This is a genomic window from Mycobacterium sp. NGS11, assembly GCF_059813315.1.
Window position 1 is genome coordinate 26,778 of the sequence record NZ_JCALEJ010000003.1, and the last position, 26,123, is coordinate 52,900.

Sequence of the window (26,123 nt, forward strand, 5' to 3'; positions counted from 1 at the left end):
CGAGAAGGACGCCTTCCGCTACGGAAGGAACGTACGTGAACGCCTCTGAGTCGAACCGCTCGGCGTCGAAGACATTCGAGCCACAAATCCGCCCGGACTGCACCGACGAGCTGACGGCAGCTCTGCGCCAGCGGATCATGGTGATCGACGGCGCGATGGGCACGGCGATCCAGCGGGACCGGCCGGACGAGGCCGGCTACCGCGGCGACCGGTTCACCGAGTGGCCGACGGCGCTGCAGGGCAACAACGACCTGCTCACCTTGACGCAGCCGCAGATCATCGAGGGCATCCACCGCGAGTACCTGGACGCGGGCGCCGACATCCTCGAGACCAACACGTTCAACGCGAACGCGATCTCGCTCTCCGACTACGACATGGCCGACCTGGCCTACGAGTTGAACTACGCCGGCGCCGCCCTGGCCCGCAAGGCCGCCGACGAGTTCAGCACCCCGGAGAAGCCCCGCTACGTCGCGGGCGCCATCGGGCCGACGACGCGCACCGCGTCGATCTCGCCGGACGTCAACGACCCCGGGGCCCGCAACGTCTCCTATGACCAGCTGGTGGCCGCCTACCTCGAAGCCGCCAACGGCCTGGTCGACGGCGGCGCCGACCTGCTCATCATCGAGACGATCTTCGACTCGCTGAACGCCAAGGCGGCGGTGTTCGCCGTCGAGACGCTGTTCGAGGAGCGCGGCCGCCGCTGGCCGTTGATCATCTCGGGGACCATCACCGATGCCTCCGGGCGGACGTTGTCCGGTCAGGTCACCGAGGCGTTCTGGAACTCCATCAGGCACGCCAAGCCGATCGCGGTGGGCCTCAACTGCGCCCTGGGTGCGCCGGAGATGCGGCCCTACATCGCCGAGGTGTCGCGGATCGCGGACACCTTTGTCTCCTGTTACCCGAACGCCGGCCTGCCCAACGCCTTCGGCGAATACGACGAGTCCCCGGAGCGTCAGGCCTCCTACATCGCCGACTTCGCCGAGGCCGGCCTGGTCAACCTGGTCGGTGGCTGCTGCGGAACGGCGCCGCCACACATCGCCGAGATCGCCAAGGTCGTCGAGGGCACACCCCCGCGCGAGGTGCCGGAGATCGAGGTGGCCACCCGGCTCTCGGGCCTGGAGCCGCTCAACATCAACGACGAGTCGCTGTTCGTGAACATCGGTGAGCGCACCAACATCACCGGCTCCGCCCGGTTCCGCAACCTGATCAAGGCCGAGGACTACGACACCGCGCTGTCGGTCGCCCTGCAGCAGGTCGAGGTCGGCGCGCAGGTCATCGACATCAACATGGACGAGGGCATGATCGACGGCGTCGCCGCGATGGACCGGTTCACCAAGCTGATCGCGGCCGAGCCGGACATCAGCCGTGTCCCGGTGATGATCGACTCCTCCAAGTGGGAGGTCATCGAGGCGGGCCTGAAGAACGTGCAGGGCAAGCCGATCGTCAACTCGATCTCCATGAAGGAGGGCGAGGAGAAGTTCATCCGCGAGGCACGGCTGTGCCGCAAGTACGGCGCGGCCGTCGTCGTGATGGCCTTCGACGAGCAGGGGCAGGCCGACAACTTAGAGCGCCGCAAACAGATCTGCGGGCGCGCCTACCGGATCCTGACCGAAGAGGTGGGCTTCCCGCCCGAGGACATCATCTTCGACCCGAACTGCTTCGCGCTGGCCACCGGCATCGAGGAGCACGCGACCTACGGGATCGACTTCATCGAGGCCTGCGCCTGGATCAAGGAGAACCTGCCGGGGGTGCACATCTCCGGCGGCATCTCGAACGTGTCGTTCTCGTTCCGGGGCAACAACCCGGTCCGTGAGGCGATCCACGCGGTGTTCCTGTTCCATGCGATCAAGGCCGGCCTGGACATGGGCATCGTCAACGCCGGCGCGCTGGTGCCCTACGACTCGATCGATCCGGAATTGCGGGACCGCATCGAGGACGTCGTGCTGAACCGTCGCGAGGATGCGGCCGAGCGGCTGCTCGAGATCGCCGAGCGGTTCAACAGCAAGGACAAGGGTGAGGACCCGAAGGCGGCCGAGTGGCGCGGCCTGCCCGTCCGGGAGCGGATCACGCACGCGTTGGTCAAGGGCATCGACGCGCACGTCGACGACGACACCGAGGAGTTGCGGGCCGAGATCGACGCCGCGGGTGGCCGCCCGATCGAGGTGATCGAGGGCCCGCTGATGGACGGCATGAACGTCGTCGGCGACCTGTTCGGCTCCGGCAAGATGTTCTTGCCCCAGGTGGTGAAGTCGGCGCGGGTGATGAAGAAAGCCGTCGCGTACCTGCTGCCGTTCATCGAGGCGGAGAAAGAGCAGAACGGCACCGCTGCCGCCAAGGACACCAACGGCACCATCGTGATGGCGACCGTCAAGGGCGACGTCCACGACATCGGCAAGAACATTGTCGGAGTCGTGTTGCAGTGCAACAACTTCGAAGTGATCGACCTCGGCGTGATGGTGCCCGCCCAGAAGATCCTCGACGCGGCGAAGGAGCACGACGCCGACATCATCGGGCTGTCGGGCCTGATCACTCCGTCCCTGGACGAGATGGCCAACTTCGCCGTCGAGATGGAACGCGAGGGCTTGGAGATCCCGCTGCTGATCGGGGGCGCGACCACCTCGCGCGCCCACACGGCCGTGAAGATCTCGCCGCGGCGCAGCGGTCCGGTGGTCTGGGTCAAGGACGCGTCCCGCTCGGTGCCGGTCGCCGCCGCGCTGCTGGACGACAAGCAGCGGCCGGCCCTGCTGGAGGCCACCGAGAAGGACTACGCATCCCTGCGGATGAGGCACTCGCAAAAGAACGAGCGGCCGATGCTGACACTGGAGAAGGCGCGCGCGAACCGGACGCCGATCGAGTGGGACGGGTACACGCCGCCGGTGCCCGTTATCGGCGCGGGAGTACGGGAATTCCAGGACTACGACCTCGCCGAGTTGCGCGAGTACATCGACTGGCAGCCGTTCTTCAACGCCTGGGAGATGAAGGGCCGGTTCCCGGACATCCTCAACAACCCATCCTCGGGCGAGGCCGCCCGCAAGCTGTACGACGACGCCCAGCAGATGCTCGACACCCTGATCAAGGAGAAGTGGCTGACCGCCAACGGGGTGATCGGATTCTTCCCGGCGAACGCGGTCGGTGACGACATCGAGGTGTACACCGACGACACCCGCACCGAAGTGCTGACCACACTGCACAACCTGCGCCAGCAGGGCGAGCACCGGGAGGGCATTCCGAACCGGTCGCTGGGCGACTACATCGCTCCCAAGGACACCGGTCTGGCCGACTACGTGGGCGCCTTCGCCGTCACCGCCGGGCTCGGCAGCCAGGAGAAGATCGCGGAGTTCAAGGCCGCCCTCGACGACTACAGCGCGATCCTGTTGGAGTCGGTCGCCGACCGGCTGGCGGAGGCGTTCGCGGAACGGCTGCACCAACGGGTTCGCAAGGAGTTCTGGGGATTCCAGCCGGACGAGCAGCTGGACAACGAGGCGCTCATCGACGAGAAGTACCGGGGAATCCGCCCTGCCCCCGGCTACCCGGCCTGCCCGGAGCACACCGAGAAGGTGACGCTCTGGAAGTTGCTGGACGTCACTGAGCGGACAGGCATAGAGCTGACCGAGTCGATGGCGATGTGGCCCGGCGCCGCCGTCAGCGGCTGGTACTTCTCCCACCCGCAGTCGCAATACTTCGTGGTCGGCCGGATGGCCCAGGACCAGGTCGCGGACTACGCCAAGCGCAAGGGCTGGACTCTGGCCGAAGCCGAGCGCTGGCTCGCCCCCAACCTCGGTTACAACCCGGAGGACTGAGTTTCGGGCGCTACGAGGTCCGCCGGCCCCTTCCCGGTGCTAAACGCGCATCACCGAACCCAGCGCCGACAGCGGGATGTGGGCCTGCACGGTGCCGCCGTCCATGAACCACTGCGGCAGGCCGGGGGAGAAGTTGATCGGCTCGTCGTGGCCGACCGGATAGTCGGGCATGTAGATGATCAACTCGTCGGGCGTCAGCGCCCACGCCTTATACGCGCCCGAGTACACCTTGTCGGGGGTCCAACGGTCGAGGATGAACGGGTAGGTGCCCGGATCATGCGGTGGCGGAGCCTGATTGAGCGCGGTGTCGATGAATGGCGCAGCCAGCGGCGGGATGGCGGTCAGCGGATTCGACGTCGTCAGATCGGCGAGCTGCACCCGTCTGCCCGCCGCCATGTCGAAGGTGAAGGTCCGATAGGCGTTGTTGGGTTTGGGTCCGTCGGCGTGGTAGTCCTCGTGGAACACGGCGCTGAGCAGGTTGCCGTGCCGGAAGACTTCGAAGTTCTCCTCGCCGTAGCTGTCGGCGGCCATGCTGCCGTTGGCGGTCTCCCAGTTGTTGACCAGCGTGCGCAGATAGTCCCGGATCACCGGACCGGTGGTCGGATTGTCGACCAGATCGTCGGGCACGGCGACCTTGATGTCGCGCACGGCGTTGCGTTCCGAGGTCACCGCGGTGTGGCAGTACTGGCCGTCCCAAGTGCCGCCGAGCTCGCCGCAGAAGGACGGCGCGGACGCGTGCGTGGTGGCAGTGCCGGGAATGGTTGCGGCCGCGGCCAATACGACGGCCGCTGACAGTCGCTTGAGCATGAGAGGGCTCCGCTCGGCTCAGAGAAGTTGGACTTTGCTTGCCCGCCAACGACCGTCGACCTTCTCCATGGTCATCTTGATCCTGCTGCGGTCGATGCGCGGGTCTGGTGCGGCCGTGTTGGTGACGGTCTGGTCGATGAAGAGCAGCACGACGACCCTGTCGGTGGATTCGGACTGAATCGCCGAGTCCACCACCACTCCGTGGGCGGTCGCCTTGTTGTCGATCAACAACTGCCGGAGTTTGACGCTGGACTGGGTGTACATGTCCTTGAATTCGCCGGTCGCGCCGTCGAGCACCTGCTTGAAGTTCTCGTCGACCTTGTTCGAGTCGATGCTCGTCAGCACCTGCGCGTAGGCGATGGCCGCCTGTCGGGCCTGTTCACCCGCCGCCTTCACCTGGTGGTCCTGCCATTGCTGCCACCCGAGATAGCCCGAAACGGCAAGGGAGGCAACGAGTAACGCCGGCAGCACGCTGCGCCGCAGATACCGGCGCCAGGGGCGCTTGGCGCGCCCCGCGGTGCGGCTCTTGCGCTTGAGGAGCCCGCCTTCTTCGTCCTCCTCGTCCTCGGCCTCCTCGTCACCCTCGTCCGTGGTTGCCTCGTCCGTGGTTGCCTCGTCCGTGGTTGCCTCGTCGGCCGAATCCTCGGGCGCCGCGGCGGATTCGTCGGCGCGCGCCTGCTCGACTTCTGCGACTTCGGGCGCATCGGCGCCCGATTCGGTTTCGGCTTTCGGATTCCTCTTGGTGGTCACGACCACGATCATCTCCTAAAGGTCGATGGGTTCAATGCTCAGTGCGGCGGTTCGATCGGCAGCTGTGGGCCGCCGTAGGGGGTGGGAATGGTGTAGCGGCCCCGCGGCGTCGGATCGGTTCGCTGGCCCAGGTTCGCCCCCGGCGGGGGACCGGCGGTGTCGTCGCCCCCCGGGCGGGGCGCGTTTTTGGCGCCGCGGATCGAGACCGCCGGGTCATCATCGCGGCAGTAGGTGTACATGAACGGCTCGTAGTAGTCGGCGGCGGACGGCGCGTGCGACGGCGTCCCGTAGTCGCAGACATAGCGGGGATAGAGGTCGGCCGTCGCCCAGACGCCGCCGTCGTGAAAGGCGCTTGTCACCGCGTCCAATACCGACCCGCGGTAGTCGGGGAACAGCGCGTTGAGCGCCGGCACCCGCAGATAGAACAGGCGCGACATGGTCGCCATGCTGCCCAGCAACTGCACCATGGTGTCGGAGTTGTCCGAGAACAGATTGTCGACCGCCGAAAGGGCGCGCGGCGTCTGCTGAGTCAACCGGCGGTAGCCGGCCTGCATCCGGGCCACTCCGGTCAGCGTCTGGTTGAGTTCGGTTGCGGTGGCGCCCAATCCGATGTTCTTGTCGCTGGCCAGGGTGAGAACGACGCGGCTGGTCTTGATGATGCTGGTGGTCTGGGGCAGCACCGAATCCAGCGTCGAAAGCAGGAACGTGCCGCCGTCGACGATGGCGGTCAGCTTCGCCGGGCCCTCCTTGCTCAGGCTCAATTCCTTCTTGATCAGCTCGATCTTGTGCGGGTCGACCTGGGCCAGCATCCCGTCGGCGTCGCCGAGCAACTGCGCCAGGCTGACCGGCACCGTCGTGTGGTCCAGGGCGATGCGGCTGCCGTCGTGCAGATACGGCCCGGCATCGTTTGCGGCTTCGAAGTTGATGAACTGCTCACCTGCCGGCGAGAGCGCCGACACGCGTGCGACGCTGTTCGCCGGTATCCGCACGTTCGACGTGATACTGGCGACCGCGTTCACCCCGTCGTCGGTGATCTGCAGCGACTCGATGCGGCCGATGCGCACGCCGCGCAGCGCGACGTCCTGATTGGGCAACAGGCCGCCCGACTCCGTCAATTGCACGGTGACCCGGTAGGAAGAGGCGAAGGGCTTCACGCGCAGCGCGCCGATCAGCAGATAGGCGGTCGCCACGACCAGGATGAGCACCAAGCCGGCCACCGAGAGCCAAACCTGTTGCCGGTGGCCCGTGCGCACCGCGCGGACAACGACATTGGCGGAGTTGGCGACGGCGCGCATCACGGCTGCGGTCCTGGCTGCGGTCCGGCCGGCGCTGGGGCCGGAGCCGGCGGTGGCGCGGGGGCGACGTCGATCTGGCCCGGGATGTTCGGGTCGGGGATGACCGGAACCTGCGGCGAATTGGGCCCCCGGCCGACCACGCGTTCCTGCAGGCGCCACAGGGTGTACTTGAGGGTGCCGACGAGCAGGTTCACGTTGTAGTGGTGCGGTCCGTGCAGCCCGATGTCACCGGGGAATCCGATATCGGGCAGCGACCCGAGCATGATCTTGTCCACGCCGACGTTCACCGAAATCGAGTTCCCGGCAGTCGATTTGACCAAGGCGGGGATCAGCCGGTTGATCGACAGCCAGCTGGTATCCGGGCTCATGGCGACGTCGTTGGCGGCCCCGGCGATGGTGTTCAGGTCGCGGATGACGCTGCGGCCGCTGGTGTCGGTGCCGCCGATCGACGGGAACCTGGCCAGCAACCGGGAGGTGTCACCGACCTGTACGGCCAGATTCGAGAGCTGACTGGTGTTGTCGGCCAGGGCCGAAGTGGCCGGTTGAGCGGCCGTCATCAGGTCGCTGATGGCCCGATTCTTGTTGTCGAGTTGGTCTGCCAGCGTTGACAATTGGGTCAGCGCGTGCGAAAGCTGGTCGGACCGGGCATCCAACGTTCCGAGCAGCTCGTTGGACTTGCGGATCATGTCTCCGAACGCCTGGCCCTGGTCGCCGGTCGCCTTGCCGAAACCGTTGATGATGTTGGTGAAATTGCGAACCGCCCCGCCGTTCACCAGAATCGCGGCCGAGCTCAGCACCGACTCGACGGTCGCGGCGGCCGCGGTCGAATCCAGGCCGATGGTGTCGCCGTCGCGCAGCAGCGGCGTGTCCGCGGGATCGTCGACCGTTGGCTTGAGAGCGACGAACACGTCGCCAAGCGGTGTCGCGGTGCGTAATTCGGCGGTGCTTCCCCGCGGAAGTTGCACGCCGTCGCGGATGCGCAGCCGGGTGACCGCGGTGTAGTTGCGTGCGACCATCGATTCGAGCTGCCCGACGTCTGCGCCGGCGAGCTTGACCTTGGCGTTCATCGGCAGGTTCAGCGCGTTGGAGAAGACCGCGTTCAGCGAATAGCCTCCCGAGCCCAGCCCCGGGGCCGGAAGGGGCAGGCTGGCAAGGCCGTTCGTGGCGCAACCCGCTGTGACGACCGCCGCGGCCACCGCAGTCAATATGCCCCGCGCGTCCGTCGTCATTTCTGCCCCATGGCGGCCATGCCGTCGAGCACATAGGTCAGCCCGAAATCGGGGCCGAAGTCCTGGATGGTCCCGGTGCTGCAGCCCAGTTGACGAAGGCCCATCAGGTTGCAGATCTCTTTGGTGTACTGGCTGTCGAAGAGCAACCGATCCGTGAGGAATCGGGCCCGCACGCTGCCGTTGGCCCGGTCGATCATGTTGTAGGCGTTGTCCGCCACCAGGGGAGCAAGATCCAGCAGCTCGGCCAGGCCGCGCCGCTGGTCGGTCACCGTCTTCAGCGCGTCATTGCCGTGCAGCACGGTCTGCTTGACGCTGTCCCGGTTTTCGTCGAGCAGGTCGCCGGCCCGCTGGATCAGCCGGTCGAGTTTGTGTCCGGTACTGCCGCTGCCAAGGTCCTCGTCGGCCATGATCTGATTGACTTGGTGGATGGTGGAGGCGAATTCGCGCAACTTCGTGTCATTGGCCGCGACGGCGTCGAACAGCGTGCTGATGTTTTTGACGATCGTGGTGATCTGTTCGCGGGTCGCCGCGCCACCGTCGCTGGACAGCCGCAGCGCCTTGGACAGCTCACCGAGGGCCGCCTTGATCTTCTCGCCGTTGCCGTTGACCACCTGGGCGCCGCCGCCCAGCACGTCGGCGATCGGTCCGCCACCGTGGCCGTCACCCTCGAGCGACTTGGTCACCTTGTCCAAAACGTTGAGGACACTGCTGAATTCGACCGGCGTCTTGGTCCGGGGCAGCCCGATGGTGTCGTGGTTCTCCAGCGCCGGTCCGCCGTGATAGGGCGGCGTGAGCTCGATCTGCCGGTCGGTGAGGATGGAGGTCGACACCGTGACGGCCTGCGCGGTGGCGGGCACTTTGACGTGCCGGTCGACGGTGAACTCGACTTCGACGTAGGCGCCCTTGGCGTTGATCTTGGTGATCTTCCCCACCGGCATCCCCAACACCGCGACCTCGTTGCCCTCGTAAAGGCCCGAGGCGCTGTCGAATTGGGCGGTCAGGGTGATCGTGTCCGCGTCGGAACTCAGGGCCCACCAGCCGATGCCGACCGCTGCGGCGATGACAGCGACCGCGGCGACGATGGCCAGCGCCCTGGCGCCCAGCCCCTTCACTTGCAGTCCTTGAAGTACTGGATCATGCCGAACTGCTTGGCGCGGCCGCTGATTGCGCACATCCAGGAGTCGATCAGCGGGACGTTGGGGGCGTTGAAGTTGATCGCGTTGCCGTCGCCGGTGAGGTTCGCGGCCTCGCGGAAGAAGATCGGGCTGGTCTGCAGCATGCTGTGCAGCAAGTCGTCGTGTTGGGACATCAGGTTGGTGAAGTCGCGCATGTCCTTGATCAGCGCGTCCAGCCCCGAGCGATCGTTGACCACGACCTCGTTCATGGTGTCGACCAGGTTGGACAAGGACTGCATCATCGCGTGGAAAACGGCGCGCCGCGCGACGAATTGGCCCAATAGGTCTTGCCCCTGGTCCACCAGAGCGCCGATGCCGGCTTGCTGGCGTCGCAGCGTGTTGGTCACCTGCTCGGTGCTGCGGAGCAGCTGTCCCAGCTGGTCGCGTCGTACCGCGATGATCGATGACAGTGTGTTGATGTTCGTGATCGCTTGCGGCACAACGGCGGGCAAGCCTTCCAGCTGCTTGCCCAGCACCGCCAGCGACTGCGCGAACCTGTCGGAGTCCACCTGCTCGAAGGTGGTGGTGGCGTCCTGCAACGCGGCCTGCAGGTCGTAGGGCACCTCGGTGTGCGCCAGGTCGAAGGTGTCGTGGGGCAGGCGTGCCGGGCCGTTCGGGTCCAGCGCGAGGTAGCGCGAACCCAGGATGGTGGTCACCCTGATCTGCGCTCGGGAGTCCTTGCCCAGCTTGATGTCGTCCCGGACCTTCAGACCCGCCTCGACGTGGTCGCCGACGAGTTTCATGCTGGTGACGTTGCCCACCGGGATCCCGGCGACCACGATCGGATTACCCACCCGCAGCGAGGCCGCCTGCAGGAATTCCGCGGTGTAATGCCGATAGCCTGCGCCGATCGCATGCACCAGCAGCATGACCGCAATCACCACCGCGACCACCGCGACGGCGATGAACCCGAGCCAGGTCTTGTTGTAGCTTTCCAGCGGACGCTTCTTGTTCCCCGAAAGCCGTTGCCGTACCGACGCGTCAGCCATCGACCGTGCTCCTGCACCTCGGGGTGTGCCAGGCCCGGTTTCCCGGCGTGGCGGCATTGATGATGATCGGCACCACATCGTTGAGTCCCGGGAAGAACCCCATGAAGTTCACGTCGCACACGTATGCATTGCCGTAGGCGCCCTGATTGCCCACCCGGGTAAGGCCTTTCAACAGCAGCGGAATGTTGTCGCCGAAGAACGCAACCTGCGGCTCGACGTCCATGATGTGTTTGGTGACACCGGGCTGACGATCGATGAATTCACGCAGCTCCGGATAGACGTCCGTCGCCGAGGCCGACAGCCGGTCGGTCACCCGGGCCAGCGAACCGACCGAGGCGACCAGGTCCGGACGCCGCCGGTCGAGATCGCCGACGACGCTGCGGGTCTGCGTGATGACCCCGTCGAGATTGTCGTTCTGCTCAGCGAGGTTGCCCACCACCTTATTGAGATTGGTGATCACGCTGCCGAGCGCCTGATCGCGGCCCGCGAAAGTCTCTGTGAGCGTGGAGGTCTGGCCGACCAGTGTGGTGAGCGATGACGTGTCGCCCTGCAGCGAGGAGATGATGCCCTTGGTGAGGTTGTCGGCGTCATGCGGGTTCAGCAGGCTGAACAACGGTTCGTAGCCGTTGAGCAGGGTGGTCACGTCGAAAGACGGTTCGGTGCGTTCCAGCGGGATCGTGCTGCCGGGGGGGAGCAGCTGCGGACTGCCTTCCCTGCCGATGGACAGTCCGAGGTAGCGCTGCCCGACGATATTCTGATAGGTCACCGACGCGAGCGTGTTTCCGAACAGCCGCTGCTCGGACTGGACGACGAACGAGACCTTCGCCAGTTTTCCGTCGAGCTCGACCTTTTCGACGCGGCCCACCCGAACGCCGGCCATGCGGACGTCGTCGCCTTCGCGAAGCCCGTACACGTCGGTGAACGCCGCCGAATAGCTGGCGGTGCTTCCGGCCACGTCACGCCGCAGGCTCACATACACCAGCCAGGTCAGCGTCAACGAGACGATCATGAACAGAGTCAGCGCGATGAGCGGGCCCCGAAATTTCATTTGCCCTCCCCAGGCGGACGCGTCAGCGACACCGTCGTTCCGCGGGCGACCGGACCCAGCAGCAGCTCGGTGGCTTCGGTCGCGGGGGCGCCGGTGATGACCCCGAGCATGTTTCGTTCGTACTGACTCCCAACGGGTCCCACGTTGCCTCCGAAGGAGGCCTTGAAAGACGATTGCGGAATCCAGGGCGCCTTGGGTGCCACCGGCGCGACCCACGGCTGGTGCTCTTGTGGTGTCGCCGGCGCCCCGGGCTTGGGATTGTCGGGATTCGCGCTGCCGGGCACCGGTGGCGACGGCGTAATCCCTGGGGCCAGCGGCGGATTGGGATCGGTCAAGTTGGGAGTGGGGTTGATCAACGGCGGTCCCACCGCGACCAGGTTTCCGTCCGGGCCGATCACGGTGCCGGGCGGCGGGGCCAGATCCTTGGGCGGGTGATAGTTCTGTGGCAGCAGCACCTCGGGCAAATCGGGGCGCACCGGAATCAGCGGTGCGGTAAAGCAGCTGGGTCCCTTGAGCTCCCCGTAGTGGGGACAGTCGGCGCGGGTGTAGGTGGAACTGGGCGTGAAGGTCAGCATCGCGCGCATGTTGCCCAGGTTCGTGCGCGGGTTCCACACCTGTTCCATGAACTGGTTGGCCAAATTGTCCAGCTTGGTGACGGCGGGCACGAAGTTGTTCGACTTCTGCGCCAAGATGCCGAGCACCGGTGTGAAATCGGCGGTGATCTTGATCAGCTGATCGACGTGGTTGTCGAAGGATTGGCGCGTCGTGCCGACGGTGTAGTCGGCGCCCGACAGCAGCGAGGCCAACTGCCCGCGGGTTTCGGCGAAGGTCCGCATCGGCTCGACGGCCTGATGCAACGCATCGAGGAGATCGGGTGCGGTCTGCGCGAGCCCGGTCGTCGCGTCGAGCAGCGCCGACACCGTCGAGGGTCCGTTGTCGGTGCTGACAATCGAATTGAGTTGGTCGAGAGCGCGATTCAGTTGCGCACCGGCGTTCAGTAGGGTGACGCGGCGGTGGTCGGTGGCGGCACCCAGTGCGGCCAGGATCCCGACCGACCGGTCGTCGCGGCCGCGCCCCGCGGCGGCGAGCAGGTCACGTAGCTTACTGACGGTCGTCTGGAACAGAACGGTCGGCAGCCGCTTGTCCTCCGGGATGTGGTCGCCGGGGCGGATTTTCACGCCGGGGCCGTTCCCCACCAACTGGACCGACGATACGGCGAAAACGTTGCTGGGCACCACGCGTGCGGTCACGCTGGCCGGAATCGACTTGGCGTACTCCTCTTTGAGGTCGATGTGGACGTAGTTGGGCTTGCCGTGCGCCGCTGGGACGACGCCGTTGACCATTCCGACGAGCACGCCGTGGTACTTGACGTCGGACTTCTGCGGGAGGCCATCGCCCACGTTGACCAGGTCGGCTACCACCCGGACGTAATCGTTGAGTCTGCCAGTGGATTTGACCAACATCGCGGTGGTGACCAGGGCGCTGACCACCATCAGCGCAATGCCGATGCCGAACAGCTGCCGGTCCGAGGGGCCGCGACCGTCCAGCTCAAAGGAATTGGGCATGTTCCACCGACCTAGCCACCGAACCTTGCGCCGGAGTCGACGCCCCACAGCGCCATGGTGAGCAGCATGTTCACGATGATCACCACGGTGATGCTGGCCCGCATACCGTGGCCCGCGGCGACCCCGACGCCCTCGGGCCCGCCGCTGGCGTAGTACCCGTAGTAGCACTGGATCGTGGACGCGATCCACACGAAGACGACGGCCTTGATCAACGAATAGACGATGTCCTGGCCCGCCAACATCAGCGTGAAGTAGTGCAGGTAGGAACCGGTCGAGCCGCCGCTGCCGATTTCCACCACGATCTGTGTGCTCAGGTATCCGATCGCCAGGCATGCTGCGTACAGCGGGACGATCGCCACCACCGAAGCGATCAGCCGGGTGGTGACCAGGTAGGGGATCGGGCGTATCGCGATCGATTCCATCGCGTCGATCTCCTCGGCGATGCGCATGGATCCCAACTGCGCGGTGAAGCGGCAGCCACCCTGCATGGCGAACGCGAGCGAGGCCATCAGGGGAGCCAGCTCGCGGGTGTTGACCAACGACGAGACGAACCCGGTGGCGGGCCCGAGCCCGAGCAGGTCCAGGAAGTTGTAGCCCTCGATGCCGACGAGGGCGCCAACGGTCATGCCCAGCACGACGGCCACACCGGCGGTGCCCCCGCCGACCACGATCGAGCCGTTGCCCCAGGTGATGTTCGACAGCAGCCGCAGGAATTCGGCGCTGTACTGGCGCAAAGCGAGGGGAACGGCGACCAGCGCCCGGACGAAGAAGACCAGCAGATGGCCGAGCCGGATGATCGGCACCTTGCCCCGGCGGTAGAGCCGGGCGAGCGGCATCGAGATCGGTGCGAAGGGCTGATAAGCGGAGGCCGTCACGTCACAGTCCCGTCCTGGGTGACAACATGATGTAGAGCTGGCTGATGGCGACGTTGACGATCATCAACAACAGGATCGCCTCGACCACAGCGGCATTCACGGAGTTCGCGACACCGGTCGGCCCGCCCTTGGTGGACAGGCCTTTCTGGCTCGACACGATGGCTACGATCGCGCCGAACACGATGGCTTTGATCAGCGCCAAGATCATGTCGCCGGTCGTGGCGAACGACGCGAACGTCGACACGAAGCTGCCCGGCGCCCCGTTCTGGAAGTACACGTTGAACATGTAGCTCGCGAAGAATCCGGCGAAGCACACGACGCCGGTGAGGGCCACCCCGATCATCACCGCCGCGGCGAAGCGGGGGACAACCAAGCGACGGATCACCGAGACGCCCATCACCTCCATTGCGTCGGTCTCTTCGCGCATCGTCCGCGAACCCAGGTCGGCGGTGATCGCCGACCCGACCGCCGACGCCATGAGGACCGCGGCCACCAGCGATGCCCCCTGCCGGATAACCGCGAGCCCGCTGGCCGCCCCGGCCAGCGACGTGGCACCGACCTGGCCGGCCAGCAACGCGAACTGGATCGAGAGTGTGACGCTGATCGGCAGCGACACCAGGATCGTCGGCAACACGGCGGTGCCCGCCATGAACGCGCCCTGCCGGACGAACTCCTGCCACTGAAATCGCCCGGTCAGCAGGTCGTAGAAGAAATATTGAACCGTTCGCACACCGAGAACGAACTGTTCGCCTACCGTCGTCAGCGAGGCGACCGGGTGACGTCTGACGTATCCGACGGACCAGTCCCGGATGGCGGTAACGCCATCGAGTTGTGTCGTCGTCATAGCGGCGCGACCCGCGGTGCGTCTAGCAAACCCATTGCGCAGGCCATCGCGTACCGGCTACCGCCTTCATCGGCGCTCTTCCCCAACCCCTATGCCGTGAGTGCCGAACGGAGGCCGAGGCTCACCGTCAGCGCTATCCTTATTAAAATAATGTCAATAAGCGCCGGAACTCCGCAGCTCATAAGTGTGTGCCGCATCACACTAGCCTACTTGATAGGGACTTTCAATAGTGTAGAGTCACTCACCTCAGTTGGTCGCTGGACGACGCCTTGTTGTTCGACTGTCGAATTGAGGAAGGTGGTGACATGCCCTCAGCAAACGTATCGTTGCGAGACCGGCGCCGCGCTGAGCTGCTTTCCCACATCCAACAGACCGCGCACCAACTGTTCGCCGAGCGCGGATTCGAGGCGGTGACGACCGAGGACATCGCCTCGGCCGCCGGGATCTCGATCAGCACGTATTTCCGGTACGCGCCCACCAAGGAAGGCTTGTTGGTCGATCCGGTTCGGGAGGCGGCCTCTGAGATCGTGGGAGCTTACAGCGCGCGGCCGCCCCACGAGTCTCCGGTTGAAGCGCTGATCCAACTGTTCGTCACGCGCGCGATGGATGTCAGCGGAGTTGACAACCTCGAGACCTGGCGCCTTGCTGTCGCGACGGCGCCCCATTTGTTGACCAAATCCATGTTGGTCAGCGAAACCGATCACGGCACCCTGATCGAGCAGGTCGCTGCGCGGATGAACGTCGATGCGGCGGTCGATATTCGGCCCGCGCTGATGGTCCACACCAGTTTGGCCACCGTGCAATTCGTCCTCGACGGATGGTTGACTTCCGACATCGCCGAGAACCCGCCTTTTCACGAGCAGTTGGAGGAAGCGCTGCGAATCACGCTCGCCGGATTCGACGGACAAAGCAGCTCGAAAGCCGGCCAGGGCTAAACCGCCGTGACTTCGCCAGCCACCGCGTGAAACAATCGCTGGCCGTGAAGACGTTCGAGGATCTGTTCGCCGAACTGGGTGAGCGTGCCCGTAGTCGGCCGGCCGGCAGCGCGACGGTCGCCGCACTTGACGGTGGCGTCCACGGGCTGGGCAAGAAAATCCTCGAGGAGGCCGGTGAAGTGTGGCTGGCCGCCGAACACGAATCCGACGACGCGCTGGCCGGAGAGATCAGCCAGTTGCTCTACTGGACGCAGGTGTTGATGGTCGCCCGCGGCCTGACCCTCGACGACGTGTATCGGAAGCTGTGACCATGTTGCGGGTTGCGGTGCCCAACAAGGGCACGCTGAGCGAACCGGCCAGCGAGATCCTCGCGGAGGCGGGCTACCGGCGCCGCACCGACTCCAAAGACCTCACCGTCATCGATCCGGCCAACCAGGTTGAATTCTTCTTCCTGCGGCCCAAAGACATTGCCATCTATGTGGGTTCGGGGGAACTGGATTTCGGCATCACCGGCCGGGATCTGGTAGGCGATTCCGACGCACCGGTGCGCGAACGCTTGGCGCTGGGGTTTGGATCATCGAGCTTTCGCTACGCCGGACCGGCGGGGCGCGACTGGAAAATCGCCGATCTGGCCGGCAGGCGGATCGCTACCGCGTACCCGAATCTGGTCCGAAAGGACTTGGCGGGCCGTGGTATTGAGGCAACCGTCATCAGGCTCGACGGTGCGGTAGAGATTTCGATACAACTCGGGGTCGCCGACGCGATCGCCGACGTGGTGGGTTCCGGGCGCACGCTGAGCCTGCACAACCTCGTGGCCTTCGGCGACCCGCTCTGCGATTCCGAAGCGGTGCTGATCGAGAGCGAGCAGGCCAGCAAGCAGGGGACGCAGGCTGCGCGCGATCAATTGGTGGCGCGGATCCAGGGCGTGGTGTTCGGTCAGCAATATTTGATGCTCGACTACGACTGTCCCCGCTCGGTGCAGGACAAGGCCACCGCGATCACGCCGGGGCTGGAGTCGCCCACCATCGCACCCCTGGCCGACCCGGACTGGGTCGCCATCCGCGCGCTGGTGCCCCGTCGGGGCATCAACGAGATCATGGACGAGTTGGCCGCCATCGGCGCCAAGGCGATCCTGGCGTCCGACATCAGGTTTTGCAGGTTCTGATTGCGCGCGCGGTGCACAAGCCGCGGTTGTGTTAGCGTCCGCCTCGGGGGACAGCCCGGGTTGGCGTGTGGGCCGTCCCCGCATTCGTCGCCGGTGTTCGTCTCCCAGGAAGGTCTTCCGTGACACACGCACTTCTTGTCTTGCTGGCTTTGCTGATTGGCGTCGTGGCCGGGCTGCGCTCGCTGACCGCGCCCGCCGTCGTCGCCTGGGCCGCCTTCATCGGCTGGGTCGATTTGCACGGCACGTGGGCTGGCTGGATGGCCAGCCTCATCGCGGTGATCATCTTCACCGTTCTCGCCGTGGGCGAACTGATCAACGACAAGCTGCCCAAGACGCCGGCGCGCACCGCGCCGCCGATCTTCGCGGCGCGGATCGTCACGGGCGGACTCGCGGGCGCGGCCCTTGGCGCCTGGCCGCACTGGACATTTACCGCGCTCGGCGCCGGCGTCATCGGTGGGGTGCTGGGCACCCTCGGCGGCTACCACGCGCGCAAACGGCTGGTCGCCGCGACGGGCGGCAGGGACCTGCCGATCGCGCTGCTGGAGGACGCCGTCGCGATCGTGGGCGGGTTCGCCATCCTCGCGGCGACGGGTCACCTGCTGACCGAGTACCTGCTGACGGCGGTTAAGTGACGGAACATTTCGATGCGATCATCGTTGGCGCCGGCCAGGCCGGCCCGCCGTTGGCAGGCCGGCTGACCGCAGCCGGGCAGCGCGTGGCGGTGGTGGAGCGCAAGCTGATCGGCGGCACCTGCGTCAACACCGGGTGCATCCCCACCAAAACGCTGGTCGCCTCCGCGCATGCCGCGCATCTGGCGCGCCGCGGTGCCGATTACGGCGTAGGGACCGGACCGGTCAGCGTCGACATGGCGAAGGTCAAGGCCCGCAAGGACGAGATCATGCTCGGCGACCGCAAGGGCGTCGAGGATTGGCTCGAGGGAATGAACGGCTGCACCGTGTTTCGCGGTCACGCCGTTTTCCAGGATCCGCATACGATGCGGGTCGGTGACGATGTGCTGCGCGCCGACCGCATCTTTCTCAATGTCGGCGGGCGTGCCGTGGTGCCCGACATCCCGGGCTTGTCCGACGTCGACTTCCTGACCAACGTATCGGTTCTCGAACTCGACACGGTGCCAACACATCTCGTCATACTCGGCGGTAGTTACATCGCGCTGGAGTTTGCGCAGATGTACCGGCGGTTCGGGGCCCGGGTGACCGTCGTCGAACGGGGGCCGCGATTGGCGTCGCGCGAGGACGAGGATGTCTCGGCCTCCGTGACAGACATCCTGCGTGCCGAAGGCATCGATATCATCGTCGGTGCCGACGACGTGCGAATAACCAAGACCGGCAACGGGTTCGAGCTGACTCCTCGCGCGGGTGCCGCCCCCGTCGAAGGAAGCCACCTGCTGCTCGCGGTGGGCCGGCGACCGAACACCGACGACCTGGGCCTGGAAGCCGCCGGCGTGCAGACCGACGCCCGCGGCTTCATCGTGGTCGACGACCGCCTCAAGACGAGCGTCGATCACATCTGGGCGATGGGTGACTGCAATGGGAAGGGCGCGTTCACCCACACCTCCTACAACGACTTCGAGATCGTCGCCGCCAATCTGCTGGACGACGACCCCCGCCTGGTTAGCGACCGCATCACCACCTACGCGCTCTACATCGATCCGCCGCTGGGGCGCGCCGGCATGACCGCCGATCAGGTGCGTTCATCGGGGCGCAAGGCGCTGGTCGGCAAGCGGCCGATGACCAAAGTCGGCCGGGCGGTGGAAAAGGGTGAGACACAAGGCTTCATGAAAGTCGTGGTGGACGCAGACACCCACGAGATTCTGGGGGCCGCGATCCTCGGGGTCGGCGGGGACGAGGCCATCCACGGCATTTTGGACGTGATGTCGGCCAAAGCGCCCTACACCACGCTGTCGCGCACGATGCACATCCATCCGACGGTCAGCGAGCTGATTCCCACGATGCTGCAAGACCTCTCGCCGCTCGATTAGGGGCGATCGGGACTGCGGCCTAGCCGGTCGTTTAGGCCGCCGGCTTGCTAGCGTGCGAATTCGTCTGCGCGGCAAGAGATTCCGGCCAACCCGGGTACGGCGGTGGGGTTCCGCCGAACAGCGGGCAGTGCTGCCGATGGGGACACCAGTCGCACAACCGCGACTGGGTGGGACGGAAATCGCCCGTCTGTCCGGCCGATTGGATCGCCCGCCAGATCGCCATCAGCGTCTTCTCGAACCGCAGCAGCTCGTCTTGGTCCGGCGTGTAGTCCAGCACCTGGCCGTCGGCCAGATAGATGAGCCGCAGCCGGGTGGGCTGCACACCTCGCGACCGCAACAGCGCCACCGCATAGAACTTCATCTGGAACATCGCCTTGAACTCGGCCAGGGCGCGTGCTTCCGGCGGCGCCTTGCCGGTCTTGTAGTCGACCACACGAAGCTCGCCGGTGGCGGCGACGTCGATCCGGTCGATGAAGCCACGCAACAGCGTGCCGTCCGCGAGCTCTACCTCCACTCGCTGTTCGCAGCACTCCGGGTTGAAGCGGGTGGGGTCCTCGAGCCGGTAATACCCGGCGAGCAGCGCTTGCGCCTCGACCAACAGCTGGGAGCGCTGCGCCGGATCCAGCTCGGCGGTCACCCCGGGTGTAGCGGCGACGATCTGCTCCCAAGCCGGCTCCACCAGTGACATCGCGGTGTCGGGGCCACGGTGCTCGGCCGGCAGGCCGTAAAGCTGCTGCAGGGCGGCGTGGACCAGGGACCCGCGCAGCTGCGCGGTCGACGGCGCCTCGGGCAACCGGTCGATGGCCCGGAACCGGTACAGCAGCGGGCACTGCTTGAAGTCCGCCGCACGCGACGGCGACAGGGCCGGGCGGTACACCTGGCCCGCCGGGCGCATCTCCGGCTGGGGCGCCTCCGGCTGGACCATCATGTGGGAAGCCTAGGACCGGGCGCCGACAACCCCCAAGCACCTGCGGCGGCGAGTCGGCTGGCACGCTGGACCGCGTGTCCGTAACCGGCCCGTTCACCGAGGGCGAGCGCGTCCAGCTCACCGACGCCAAGGGTCGGCATTACACGGTGGTGCTCACCGCGGGCGCGGAGTTTCATACGCATCGCGGGTCGATTCCGCACGACGCGCTGATCGGGCTGGAGCAGGGCAGCGTGATCAAGTCCAGCAACAACGCCGTGTACCTGGTGATGCGGCCCCTGCTGATCGACTACGTCATGTCGATGCCGCGCGGACCCCAGGTGATCTACCCCAAGGACGCCGCACAGATCGTGCACGAGGGCGACATCTTCCCGGGCGCGCGGGTGTTGGAGGCCGGCGCCGGCTCCGGCGCGCTGACCTGTTCGCTGCTGCGCGCGGTCGGGCCGGAAGGCCGGGTGACTTCCTATGAACAGCGCGCCGATCACGCCGAGCACGCCGAGCGCAACGTGGCGGTGTTTCATGGCGGCCGGGCGCCCGCCAATTGGGAATTGATCATCAGCGACGTCTCCGACTCCGAACTGCCGGACGGCTCCTTCGACCGGGCCGTGCTCGACATGCTCGCGCCGTGGGAGGTGCTGGAGTCGGTCGCCCGCCTGTTGATCCCGGGCGGCGTACTGATCATTTACGTAGCCACCGTCACCCAGCTGTCGCGCGCGGTCGAGGCGCTGCGGGCGCAGCAGTGCTGGACGGAGCCCCGGTCCTGGGAGACGCTGCAACGCGGTTGGAACGTCGTGGGTCTCGCGGTCCGGCCTCAGCATTCGATGCGGGGACACACGGCCTTCCTGATCTTCACGCGACGGCTCGCGCCCGGCGTCGTCGCTCCCGTGCCGTTGGGCCGCAAGCGGGAGGGCCGCGACGGCTAGCGGCGATCGCAAGCGCGGCGTAGCCGGGCGCAGCGGGTCGTCGCCATCGGCTAGGCGAGATCCTCGCTGCGCACCAGGGAGCGACGCACCGACAGCAGCTCGAACTCGGGATGCGCGGCCACCAATCGTTCGGCCGCGTCCAGGACGTCGACGGCATGGCCTCGGTCGCCGGAGACCGTGGCGACGCCAATGCCCGCTCGCCGGTACAGCTCGTGCGAACCCGTCTCGGCCGCCGAGACGCTGAACTTGCGCTGCAACTCCGCGACGACGGGGCGGATGACCGACCGCTTTTGTTTGAGTGATCGAACGTCGCCGAGCAAGACATCGAACTCGAGCCAGCCGATCCACATGCCGCGGGTCAACCCGGCGGGTTTTGCTGATCGGGCGCGGGCTCCGGAGCGGGGGCGGGCTCGGGAGCCGGGGCCGGCGCGGGGGGCGGAGCGGGAGCCGGCGCCGGCGGAGCGGGCGGCGGCGGAGCGGGTGGCGGTGGCGATGGTGGTGGTGCCGGCGGGGCCGGTGCCGGCGCGGGCTCGGGTGGTGGCGGCGCGGGGGGCGGGCCGGGGGGAGGCGCGGGCGCGGGAGTGGCCGTAGTCGGAGCCGTCGCCGACTTCCCCAAGGCCAACAGCATTTCGGCGGTGTGCCGCGATAGCTGCCAACCGCCCTGGAACGGAGCGAACTCCATTGGGAAGGTGAAGTTCGGGTTGTTGGCCTGAGCGGTGTGAACGGCGACGGTGGCCTTCACGTTCGACGGATTCTTGTCCGACCACGCGATGTCGTTTGCGTTGAAGGTCATTGGTAGATATCCGTTGTCGCGCAGCGCGCCGGTGAACTTGTCCAGGGTGGCCGCGCTTTCGGGCGTCGCACCTTCCACCAGGTTCACCTTGCTCGCGCCCGGAACGTTCGGGTCGGCGAGCCGGGTGAGCACGTCGGTCAGGGCTTCGGGCGGCGGCAGGGGAGCCGTGACCGGCGCGGCCACCTGGCTCGACGAGGCAGGTGGCAACGACGAGGTGGCCGGCGATTCAGTCTTCGGGTGAGGCGACGAACATGCCGCGATGCCGGCCGCCGCCAGGGCGGTGGCGGCGCTCAGCGCTACGCACAGTTGCCGGTTCATCCACTCGGTCGGCCGGCTAGGCGGCTCTGGCCGCTTCGTGGAGGACGAAGATCGCTAAGGTCGGTCCGATGGGCAAAACTGAAGTCACACCGGCGGCGGGGGCTACGGCGGCGATGCGGGCCGAGCCGGTGGCGAGGCTTTTTCCGGTCACGCGGGCCCTTTCGATCATCACGATTAGTGGCCGAGATTACCAGCGTGACGAAAATCTTAACTTTTCGTGGGTATTTGACTACGTACATGAGTCGGCAATGGCCGGTAGCTTTGAAGTATCCGCCGCGCCATTTCGGTGTGGGAAAGGAGCGCAAGATGGGTAGCTCAGAGCGTTCTGAAGCTTTTGGATCCCCCCACGGATCAGACGGGTCCAGCGGCGACGAGGCCGAGTTGGAGCAGCTACGTCGCGAGGCCGCGATGTTGCGCGAGCAGCTCGAGCAGACGGTCGGCTCGCACGGCGGCGCCCGCTCCGCGCGCGATGTCCATCAGCTGGAAGCGCGCATTGACTCCCTTGCGTCGCGGAACTCGAAGTTGATGGAGACCCTCAAAGAGGCCCGCCAGCAACTGCTGGCGCTGCGTGAGGAAGTCGATCGGTTGGGGCAGCCGCCCAGCGGCTACGGCGTTTTGCTCGCCACCCACGAGGACGACACCGTCGACGTGTTCACGTCTGGTCGCAAGATGCGGCTGACCTGCTCGCCGAACATTGAAGTCCCGTTGCTGCGCAAGGGTCAGACGGTGCGCCTCAACGAGGCCCTGACGGTCGTGGAAGCCGGCACGTTCGAATCCGTCGGCGAGATCTCCACGCTGCGTGAGCTCTTGGGCGACGGGCACCGGGCCCTGGTCGTCGGGCATGCCGACGAGGAACGCATCGTGTGGCTCGCCGAGCCGCTGGTCGCCGAGAACCTGCCGGACGGCCACCCCGACGCCCTCAACGACGACACCCGGCCGCGAAAGCTGCGCCCCGGCGACTCGTTGCTGGTCGACACCAAAGCCGGGTATGCCTTCGAGCGCATCCCCAAGGCCGAGGTCGAGGACCTGGTGCTGGAAGAGGTGCCCGATGTCAGCTACCTGGACATCGGTGGACTCACTCGCCAGATCGAGCAGATTCGCGACGCGGTGGAGCTGCCGTTCCTGCACAAGGAGCTGTACCGCGAGTACGCGCTGCGCCCACCCAAAGGTGTGCTGCTCTACGGTCCGCCCGGCTGCGGTAAGACGCTGATCGCCAAGGCCGTTGCCAACTCGCTGGCCAAGAAGATGGCCGAGGTGCGAGGCGACGACGCCCGCGAGGCCAAGTCCTACTTCTTGAACATCAAGGGGCCGGAGCTGCTCAACAAGTTCGTCGGTGAGACCGAGCGGCACATCCGGCTGATCTTCCAGCGAGCCCGTGAGAAGGCTTCGGAAGGCACACCGGTGATCGTGTTCTTCGACGAAATGGACTCGATCTTCCGCACCCGTGGCACCGGGGTGTCCTCGGACGTCGAGACGACCGTGGTTCCGCAGCTGCTCAGCGAGATCGACGGTGTGGAGGGGCTCGAGAACGTCATCGTGATCGGCGCCTCCAACCGCGAGGACATGATCGATCCCGCCATCCTGCGGCCGGGACGTCTCGACGTGAAGATCAAGATCGAGCGGCCGGATGCCGAAGCGGCGCAAGACATCTTCTCGAAGTACCTGATCGAGTCGCTGCCGCTGCATGCGGACGACCTCGCCGAGTTCGACGGCGACCGCTCGGCATGCATCAAGGCGATGATCGAAAAGGTCGTCGAGCGGATGTACGCCGAGATCGACGACAACCGGTTCTTGGAGGTCACCTACGCCAACGGTGACAAGGAAGTCATGTACTTCAAAGACTTCAACTCCGGGGCGATGATTCAGAACGTCGTCGACCGCGCGAAGAAGAACGCGATCAAGTCCGTGCTGGAAACCGGGCAGCCCGGTCTGCGTATCCAGCACCTGCTGGATTCGATCGTCGACGAGTTCGCCGAGAACGAGGACCTGCCCAACACCACCAACCCCGACGACTGGGCGCGGATTTCGGGCAAGAAGGGTGAGCGGATCGTTTACATCCGCACCCTGGTCACCGGGAAGAGCTCGAGCGCCTCGCGGGCCATCGACACCGAATCCAACCTGGGTCAGTACCTGTAGGTGCCTAGGCGCCCTGGTGCTTTGGTGCCTGAAGGCGCCGTGGTGCTTTGAGGCGCCGCCGCGACACTTAAACCACGCACACGACACGCCGGGTGGCGGCGCAACGGTTTAAGTCTCGTGGCGGCTTGGCGGGCAAGTTGGCCCAAGAGTTGGCCCGAAAGTCAGTTGGCCACCAGCGAATAGCTGTTGGTCAGGTTGTCCTGTAACACGTGGGCGGGGCGCTGCGTCGTATCCACCCGCAGTTCGTCGGTGAGCACGCGCGGTTGGTAGGCCCATCCGGCCGGCAGGTCGAGCCGATCGGCAAGGCCCGGTAGGTCGGCCCGCGACAAGGTGCCATCGGCGACCTGGCTCCAGGTTTGCATGATCCAGTGCTGACCCTGCGGATCGATGAGTTCATACACCTCTTGGCCGGCGTTGAAGACGAATACCGTGCGGCGGTTGACCGTGTTGGGGATGTAGGGCGCGGGGTTCATCGACGACAACAGGACGGTGGCCTGCTGGATCATTTCGATCCCGCCGAAGGATTTGGTGATCTGCGGGCCCTGGGCGGTTTTCTCGATGGCGTTCATCAGCCAATACCGGGGACCGTTGAGCAGGGCCGCGGCCGCCCCGTGTTCGGTGGCGATGGCGTGCGCGTCCAGCGCCGACCACAGCTCCTGGGGACAGTCGTTGAGCGGGAAGCTGTTGTACACCGTCGCTTGCGGACCCGCCTCGCCGGGTGTTACGAGCAGCACCTCGCCGTATCGCTTCCCGAACAGGTCGAGTGCGTGCTTACCGACGGCGCGGCCGGATTCGGGGGCGGGCACAGGGTGAAATTAATCACTGGCATCGGTGCCGTCAACACGGCGGACGGTCACCCGGCGGCGCAGTGACAGCGATGAACGCCAGCAAGTCGTGTCCAGCTTCTCGATCAACGGGTCGCGGAACGTGGACGGTATTCCGCGTGGCCGCGGACGCGCTGGGCCGGCCCGCCCGCGCCCCGCCGCGCGGGCCGCTTCGTCTCGCGGCCTACGCTTAGTCCATGCAACGGATTATCGGGACGGAGGTCGAATACGGCATCTCATCGCCATCGGACCCGACAGCCAATCCGATCCTCACATCGACGCAGGCGGTTCTGGCGTACGCGGCCGCAGCGGGCATTCAGCGCGCCAAGCGCACCCGATGGGACTACGAGGTGGAATCGCCGTTGCGGGATGCCCGCGGCTTCGACCTGAGCCGCTCGGCCGGCCCGCCCCCGGTGGTCGACGCCGACGAGGTCGGCGCCGCCAACATGATCTTGACCAACGGCGCGCGGCTCTACGTCGACCACGCGCACCCCGAATACTCCGCGCCCGAGTGCACCGACCCGCTCGACGCGGTGATCTGGGACAAGGCCGGTGAACGGGTGATGGAGGCCGCCGCGCGCCACGTCGCCAGCGTGCCCGGCGCCGCAAAGTTGCAGCTCTACAAGAACAACGTCGACGGCAAGGGGGCGTCCTACGGCTCGCACGAGAACTACCTGATGTCGCGGCAGACGCCGTTCTCGGCGATCATCGCCGGGCTGACCCCGTTCCTGGTCTCCCGGCAGGTGGTCACCGGCTCCGGCCGGGTCGGGATCGGGCCCTCCGGCGACGAGCCCGGCTTTCAGTTGTCTCAGCGCTCGGACTACATCGAGGTCGAGGTCGGGCTGGAGACCACGCTCAAACGCGGCATCATCAATACGCGCGACGAACCACACGCCGACGCCGACCGGTACCGGCGGCTGCACGTGATCATCGGCGACGCCAACCTGGCCGAGACGTCGACGTATCTGAAGCTGGGCACCACGGCGCTGGTGCTGGACCTGATCGAAGATGGCCCGGCGCACGGGATCGATCTGAGCGACCTGGCGCTGGCGCGGCCGGTGCACGCGGTCCACGCGATCAGCCGCGACCCTTCGCTGCGCGCCGCGGTGGCGCTGGCCGACGGCCGCGAGCTGACCGGGCTTGCGCTGCAACGGGTTTACCTCGATCGGGTGGCCAAGCTGGTCGACAGCCGCGACCCCGACCCGCGCGCGTCCGATGTCGTCGAGACCTGGGCGCACGTGCTCGACCAACTCGAGCGCGACCCGATGGAATGCGCCGAAATACTCGACTGGCCGGCCAAACTGCGCCTGCTCGAAGGATTTCGGCAGCGCGAAAACCTGAGCTGGTCGGCGCCGCGGCTGCATCTGGTGGACCTGCAATATTCCGACGTCCGGCTGGACAAGGGCCTGTACAACCGGCTCGTCGCGCGCGGTTCGATGAAGCGTTTGGTGACCGAGCACCAGGTGCTCGAGGCGGTGGACAAACCTCCGACGGACACCCGGGCGTACTTCCGCGGCGAATGCCTGCGCAGGTTCGGCGCCGACATCGCCGCGGCCAGCTGGGACTCGGTGATTTTCGACCTGGGCGGCGATTCTCTGGTCCGCATCCCGACGCTGGAGCCCCTGCGCGGTAGCAAGGCGCACGTCGGGGCGCTGCTGGACTCCGTGGACAGCGCCGCCGAGCTGGTCGAACAACTCACCAGCTAGATGCCGGTTAACCGCAGGATCG

The 26,123-nt window shown here is 66.3% G+C and carries 22 protein-coding genes and 1 pseudogene; 9 read left to right on the forward strand and 14 right to left on the reverse strand.

The genetic code is table 11. The features are described 5' to 3' along the window. Nucleotides 1-35: 35 nt before the first annotated feature. Nucleotides 36-3,800, forward strand: coding sequence for a methionine synthase (gene metH / locus AC5Y4T_RS05060; RefSeq protein ID WP_499952358.1), 3,765 nt, complete (start codon nt 36-38; stop codon nt 3,798-3,800). 39 nt (nt 3,801-3,839) lie between these two features. Here the strand turns inward: metH and AC5Y4T_RS05065 are convergent, their stop codons facing one another. Genes AC5Y4T_RS05065 through AC5Y4T_RS05110 form a run of 10 tightly spaced genes read right to left on the reverse strand, consistent with a single transcriptional unit; the run spans nt 3,840 to nt 14,377 of the window. Continuing rightward, nucleotides 3,840-4,607: a mannan-binding family protein gene (locus AC5Y4T_RS05065; RefSeq protein ID WP_499952359.1), complete on the reverse strand. Its 768-nt coding sequence runs from the start codon at nt 4,605-4,607 to the stop codon at nt 3,840-3,842. Nucleotides 4,608-4,625: 18 nt separating this feature from the next. Beyond that, nucleotides 4,626-5,369, reverse strand: coding sequence for an Rv1363c family protein (locus tag AC5Y4T_RS05070; protein WP_499952360.1), 744 nt, complete (start codon nt 5,367-5,369; stop codon nt 4,626-4,628). A 26-nt stretch (nt 5,370-5,395) separates the two neighbouring features. Then, nucleotides 5,396-6,655, reverse strand: coding sequence for an MlaD family protein (locus AC5Y4T_RS05075; protein WP_499952361.1), 1,260 nt, complete (start codon nt 6,653-6,655; stop codon nt 5,396-5,398). Next, nucleotides 6,652-7,881 (reverse strand): MlaD family protein, encoded by a 1,230-nt coding sequence (locus AC5Y4T_RS05080; protein WP_499952362.1) that lies wholly within the window; start codon nt 7,879-7,881, stop codon nt 6,652-6,654. Before AC5Y4T_RS05080 ends, AC5Y4T_RS05075 begins: the two co-directional genes overlap by 4 nt. Then, nucleotides 7,878-8,999 (reverse strand): MCE family protein, encoded by a 1,122-nt coding sequence (locus tag AC5Y4T_RS05085; RefSeq protein ID WP_499952482.1) that lies wholly within the window; start codon nt 8,997-8,999, stop codon nt 7,878-7,880. Before AC5Y4T_RS05085 ends, AC5Y4T_RS05080 begins: the two co-directional genes overlap by 4 nt. After that, entirely contained in the window at nt 8,990-10,045 is a 1,056-nt protein-coding gene (locus AC5Y4T_RS05090; protein ID WP_499952363.1) for an MCE family protein, read from the reverse strand. The genes AC5Y4T_RS05085 and AC5Y4T_RS05090 overlap by 10 nt, the downstream gene beginning before the upstream one ends. Continuing rightward, nucleotides 10,038-11,093, reverse strand: a complete 1,056-nt coding sequence (locus AC5Y4T_RS05095; RefSeq protein ID WP_499952364.1) for an MlaD family protein — start codon at nt 11,091-11,093, stop codon at nt 10,038-10,040. Before AC5Y4T_RS05095 ends, AC5Y4T_RS05090 begins: the two co-directional genes overlap by 8 nt. Continuing rightward, nucleotides 11,090-12,658 (reverse strand): MlaD family protein, encoded by a 1,569-nt coding sequence (locus AC5Y4T_RS05100; RefSeq protein WP_499952365.1) that lies wholly within the window; start codon nt 12,656-12,658, stop codon nt 11,090-11,092. Before AC5Y4T_RS05100 ends, AC5Y4T_RS05095 begins: the two co-directional genes overlap by 4 nt. Nucleotides 12,659-12,669: 11 nt before the next feature. Further along, on the reverse strand, nt 12,670-13,533 hold the full coding sequence (locus tag AC5Y4T_RS05105) for an ABC transporter permease (RefSeq protein WP_499916071.1): 864 nt from the start codon (nt 13,531-13,533) through the stop codon (nt 12,670-12,672). 1 nt (nt 13,534) lies between these two features. Next, nucleotides 13,535-14,377, reverse strand: a complete 843-nt coding sequence (locus AC5Y4T_RS05110) for an MlaE family ABC transporter permease (RefSeq protein WP_499916073.1) — start codon at nt 14,375-14,377, stop codon at nt 13,535-13,537. Nucleotides 14,378-14,682: 305 nt separating this feature from the next. Here AC5Y4T_RS05110 and AC5Y4T_RS05115 point away from each other — a divergent pair, with 305 nt between their 5' ends. From AC5Y4T_RS05115 to AC5Y4T_RS05135, 5 genes are all read left to right on the forward strand, one after another. Continuing rightward, entirely contained in the window at nt 14,683-15,312 is a 630-nt protein-coding gene (locus tag AC5Y4T_RS05115; protein ID WP_499916075.1) for a TetR family transcriptional regulator, read from the forward strand. A 26-nt stretch (nt 15,313-15,338) separates the two neighbouring features. After that, on the forward strand, nt 15,339-15,620 hold the full coding sequence (locus AC5Y4T_RS05120) for a phosphoribosyl-ATP diphosphatase (protein WP_499916077.1): 282 nt from the start codon (nt 15,339-15,341) through the stop codon (nt 15,618-15,620). Nucleotides 15,621-15,622: 2 nt separating this feature from the next. Then, nucleotides 15,623-16,477 carry an ATP phosphoribosyltransferase gene (gene hisG, locus AC5Y4T_RS05125; RefSeq protein WP_499916079.1) on the forward strand — a complete coding sequence of 285 codons (855 nt, stop codon included), beginning with the start codon at nt 15,623-15,625 and terminating at the stop codon, nt 16,475-16,477. A gap of 119 nt (nt 16,478-16,596) precedes the next feature. Further along, nucleotides 16,597-17,109, forward strand: coding sequence for a DUF4126 domain-containing protein (locus AC5Y4T_RS05130; protein ID WP_499916081.1), 513 nt, complete (start codon nt 16,597-16,599; stop codon nt 17,107-17,109). After that, a complete protein-coding gene (locus AC5Y4T_RS05135) occupies nt 17,106-18,476 on the forward strand; it encodes an FAD-containing oxidoreductase (protein WP_499952366.1) in 1,371 nt (456 codons plus the stop codon). Before AC5Y4T_RS05130 ends, AC5Y4T_RS05135 begins: the two co-directional genes overlap by 4 nt. A gap of 31 nt (nt 18,477-18,507) precedes the next feature. On the opposite strand, the gene AC5Y4T_RS05140 is transcribed toward AC5Y4T_RS05135, so the two are convergent. After that, nucleotides 18,508-19,404, reverse strand: coding sequence for a RecB family exonuclease (locus tag AC5Y4T_RS05140; RefSeq protein ID WP_499952367.1), 897 nt, complete (start codon nt 19,402-19,404; stop codon nt 18,508-18,510). A 74-nt stretch (nt 19,405-19,478) separates the two neighbouring features. Between AC5Y4T_RS05140 and trmI the strand changes: the two genes are divergently transcribed. Next, a complete protein-coding gene (gene trmI, locus AC5Y4T_RS05145; RefSeq protein WP_499952368.1) occupies nt 19,479-20,324 on the forward strand; it encodes a tRNA (adenine(58)-N(1))-methyltransferase TrmI in 846 nt (281 codons plus the stop codon). Nucleotides 20,325-20,374: 50 nt separating this feature from the next. On the opposite strand, the gene AC5Y4T_RS05150 is transcribed toward trmI, so the two are convergent. Then, complete coding sequence (locus AC5Y4T_RS05150; RefSeq protein WP_007770839.1) at nt 20,375-20,674, reverse strand: DUF503 domain-containing protein; 300 nt, start codon at nt 20,672-20,674, stop codon at nt 20,375-20,377. Between the two features lie 155 nt (nt 20,675-20,829). Then, a pseudogene (gene lppK, locus AC5Y4T_RS05155) lies at nt 20,830-21,435 on the reverse strand (lipoprotein LppK); the annotation flags it as partial. 306 nt (nt 21,436-21,741) lie between these two features. On the opposite strand from lppK, the gene arc reads away from it, so the two are divergent. After that, the gene (gene arc / locus AC5Y4T_RS05160) at nt 21,742-23,571 is read left to right on the forward strand and encodes a proteasome ATPase (RefSeq protein WP_499916089.1); all 1,830 of its coding nucleotides are present in this window, start codon (nt 21,742-21,744) and stop codon (nt 23,569-23,571) included. Between the two features lie 161 nt (nt 23,572-23,732). Here arc and AC5Y4T_RS05165 read toward each other — a convergent pair whose 3' ends face one another. Then, nucleotides 23,733-24,377: a hypothetical protein gene (locus AC5Y4T_RS05165; RefSeq protein ID WP_499916091.1), complete on the reverse strand. Its 645-nt coding sequence runs from the start codon at nt 24,375-24,377 to the stop codon at nt 23,733-23,735. Nucleotides 24,378-24,592: 215 nt separating this feature from the next. Between AC5Y4T_RS05165 and dop the strand changes: the two genes are divergently transcribed. Next, the gene (gene dop, locus AC5Y4T_RS05170) at nt 24,593-26,101 is read left to right on the forward strand and encodes a pup deamidase/depupylase (RefSeq protein WP_499916093.1); all 1,509 of its coding nucleotides are present in this window, start codon (nt 24,593-24,595) and stop codon (nt 26,099-26,101) included. Nucleotides 26,102-26,123: the final 22 nt, after the last annotated feature.

What these genes read in the sequence shown, in the direction of transcription:
- arc (WP_499916089.1), top strand. Translation starts at nt 21,742, where the DNA reads ATGGGTAGCTCAGAGCGTTCTGAAGCTTTTGGATCCCCCCACGGATCA.
- AC5Y4T_RS05095 (WP_499952364.1), bottom strand. Translation starts at nt 11,093, where the DNA reads ATGAAATTTCGGGGCCCGCTCATCGCGCTGACTCTGTTCATGATCGTC.
- AC5Y4T_RS05080 (WP_499952362.1), bottom strand. Translation starts at nt 7,881, where the DNA reads ATGACGACGGACGCGCGGGGCATATTGACTGCGGTGGCCGCGGCGGTC.
- AC5Y4T_RS05150 (WP_007770839.1), bottom strand. Translation starts at nt 20,674, where the DNA reads ATGTGGATCGGCTGGCTCGAGTTCGATGTCTTGCTCGGCGACGTTCGA.
- hisG (WP_499916079.1), top strand. Translation starts at nt 15,623, where the DNA reads ATGTTGCGGGTTGCGGTGCCCAACAAGGGCACGCTGAGCGAACCGGCC.
- AC5Y4T_RS05070 (WP_499952360.1), bottom strand. Translation starts at nt 5,369, where the DNA reads ATGATCGTGGTCGTGACCACCAAGAGGAATCCGAAAGCCGAAACCGAA.
- AC5Y4T_RS05110 (WP_499916073.1), bottom strand. Translation starts at nt 14,377, where the DNA reads ATGACGACGACACAACTCGATGGCGTTACCGCCATCCGGGACTGGTCC.
- dop (WP_499916093.1), top strand. Translation starts at nt 24,593, where the DNA reads ATGCAACGGATTATCGGGACGGAGGTCGAATACGGCATCTCATCGCCA.
- AC5Y4T_RS05140 (WP_499952367.1), bottom strand. Translation starts at nt 19,404, where the DNA reads ATGATGGTCCAGCCGGAGGCGCCCCAGCCGGAGATGCGCCCGGCGGGC.
- AC5Y4T_RS05090 (WP_499952363.1), bottom strand. Translation starts at nt 10,045, where the DNA reads ATGGCTGACGCGTCGGTACGGCAACGGCTTTCGGGGAACAAGAAGCGT.
- AC5Y4T_RS05100 (WP_499952365.1), bottom strand. Translation starts at nt 12,658, where the DNA reads ATGCCCAATTCCTTTGAGCTGGACGGTCGCGGCCCCTCGGACCGGCAG.
- AC5Y4T_RS05065 (WP_499952359.1), bottom strand. Translation starts at nt 4,607, where the DNA reads ATGCTCAAGCGACTGTCAGCGGCCGTCGTATTGGCCGCGGCCGCAACC.
- AC5Y4T_RS05115 (WP_499916075.1), top strand. Translation starts at nt 14,683, where the DNA reads ATGCCCTCAGCAAACGTATCGTTGCGAGACCGGCGCCGCGCTGAGCTG.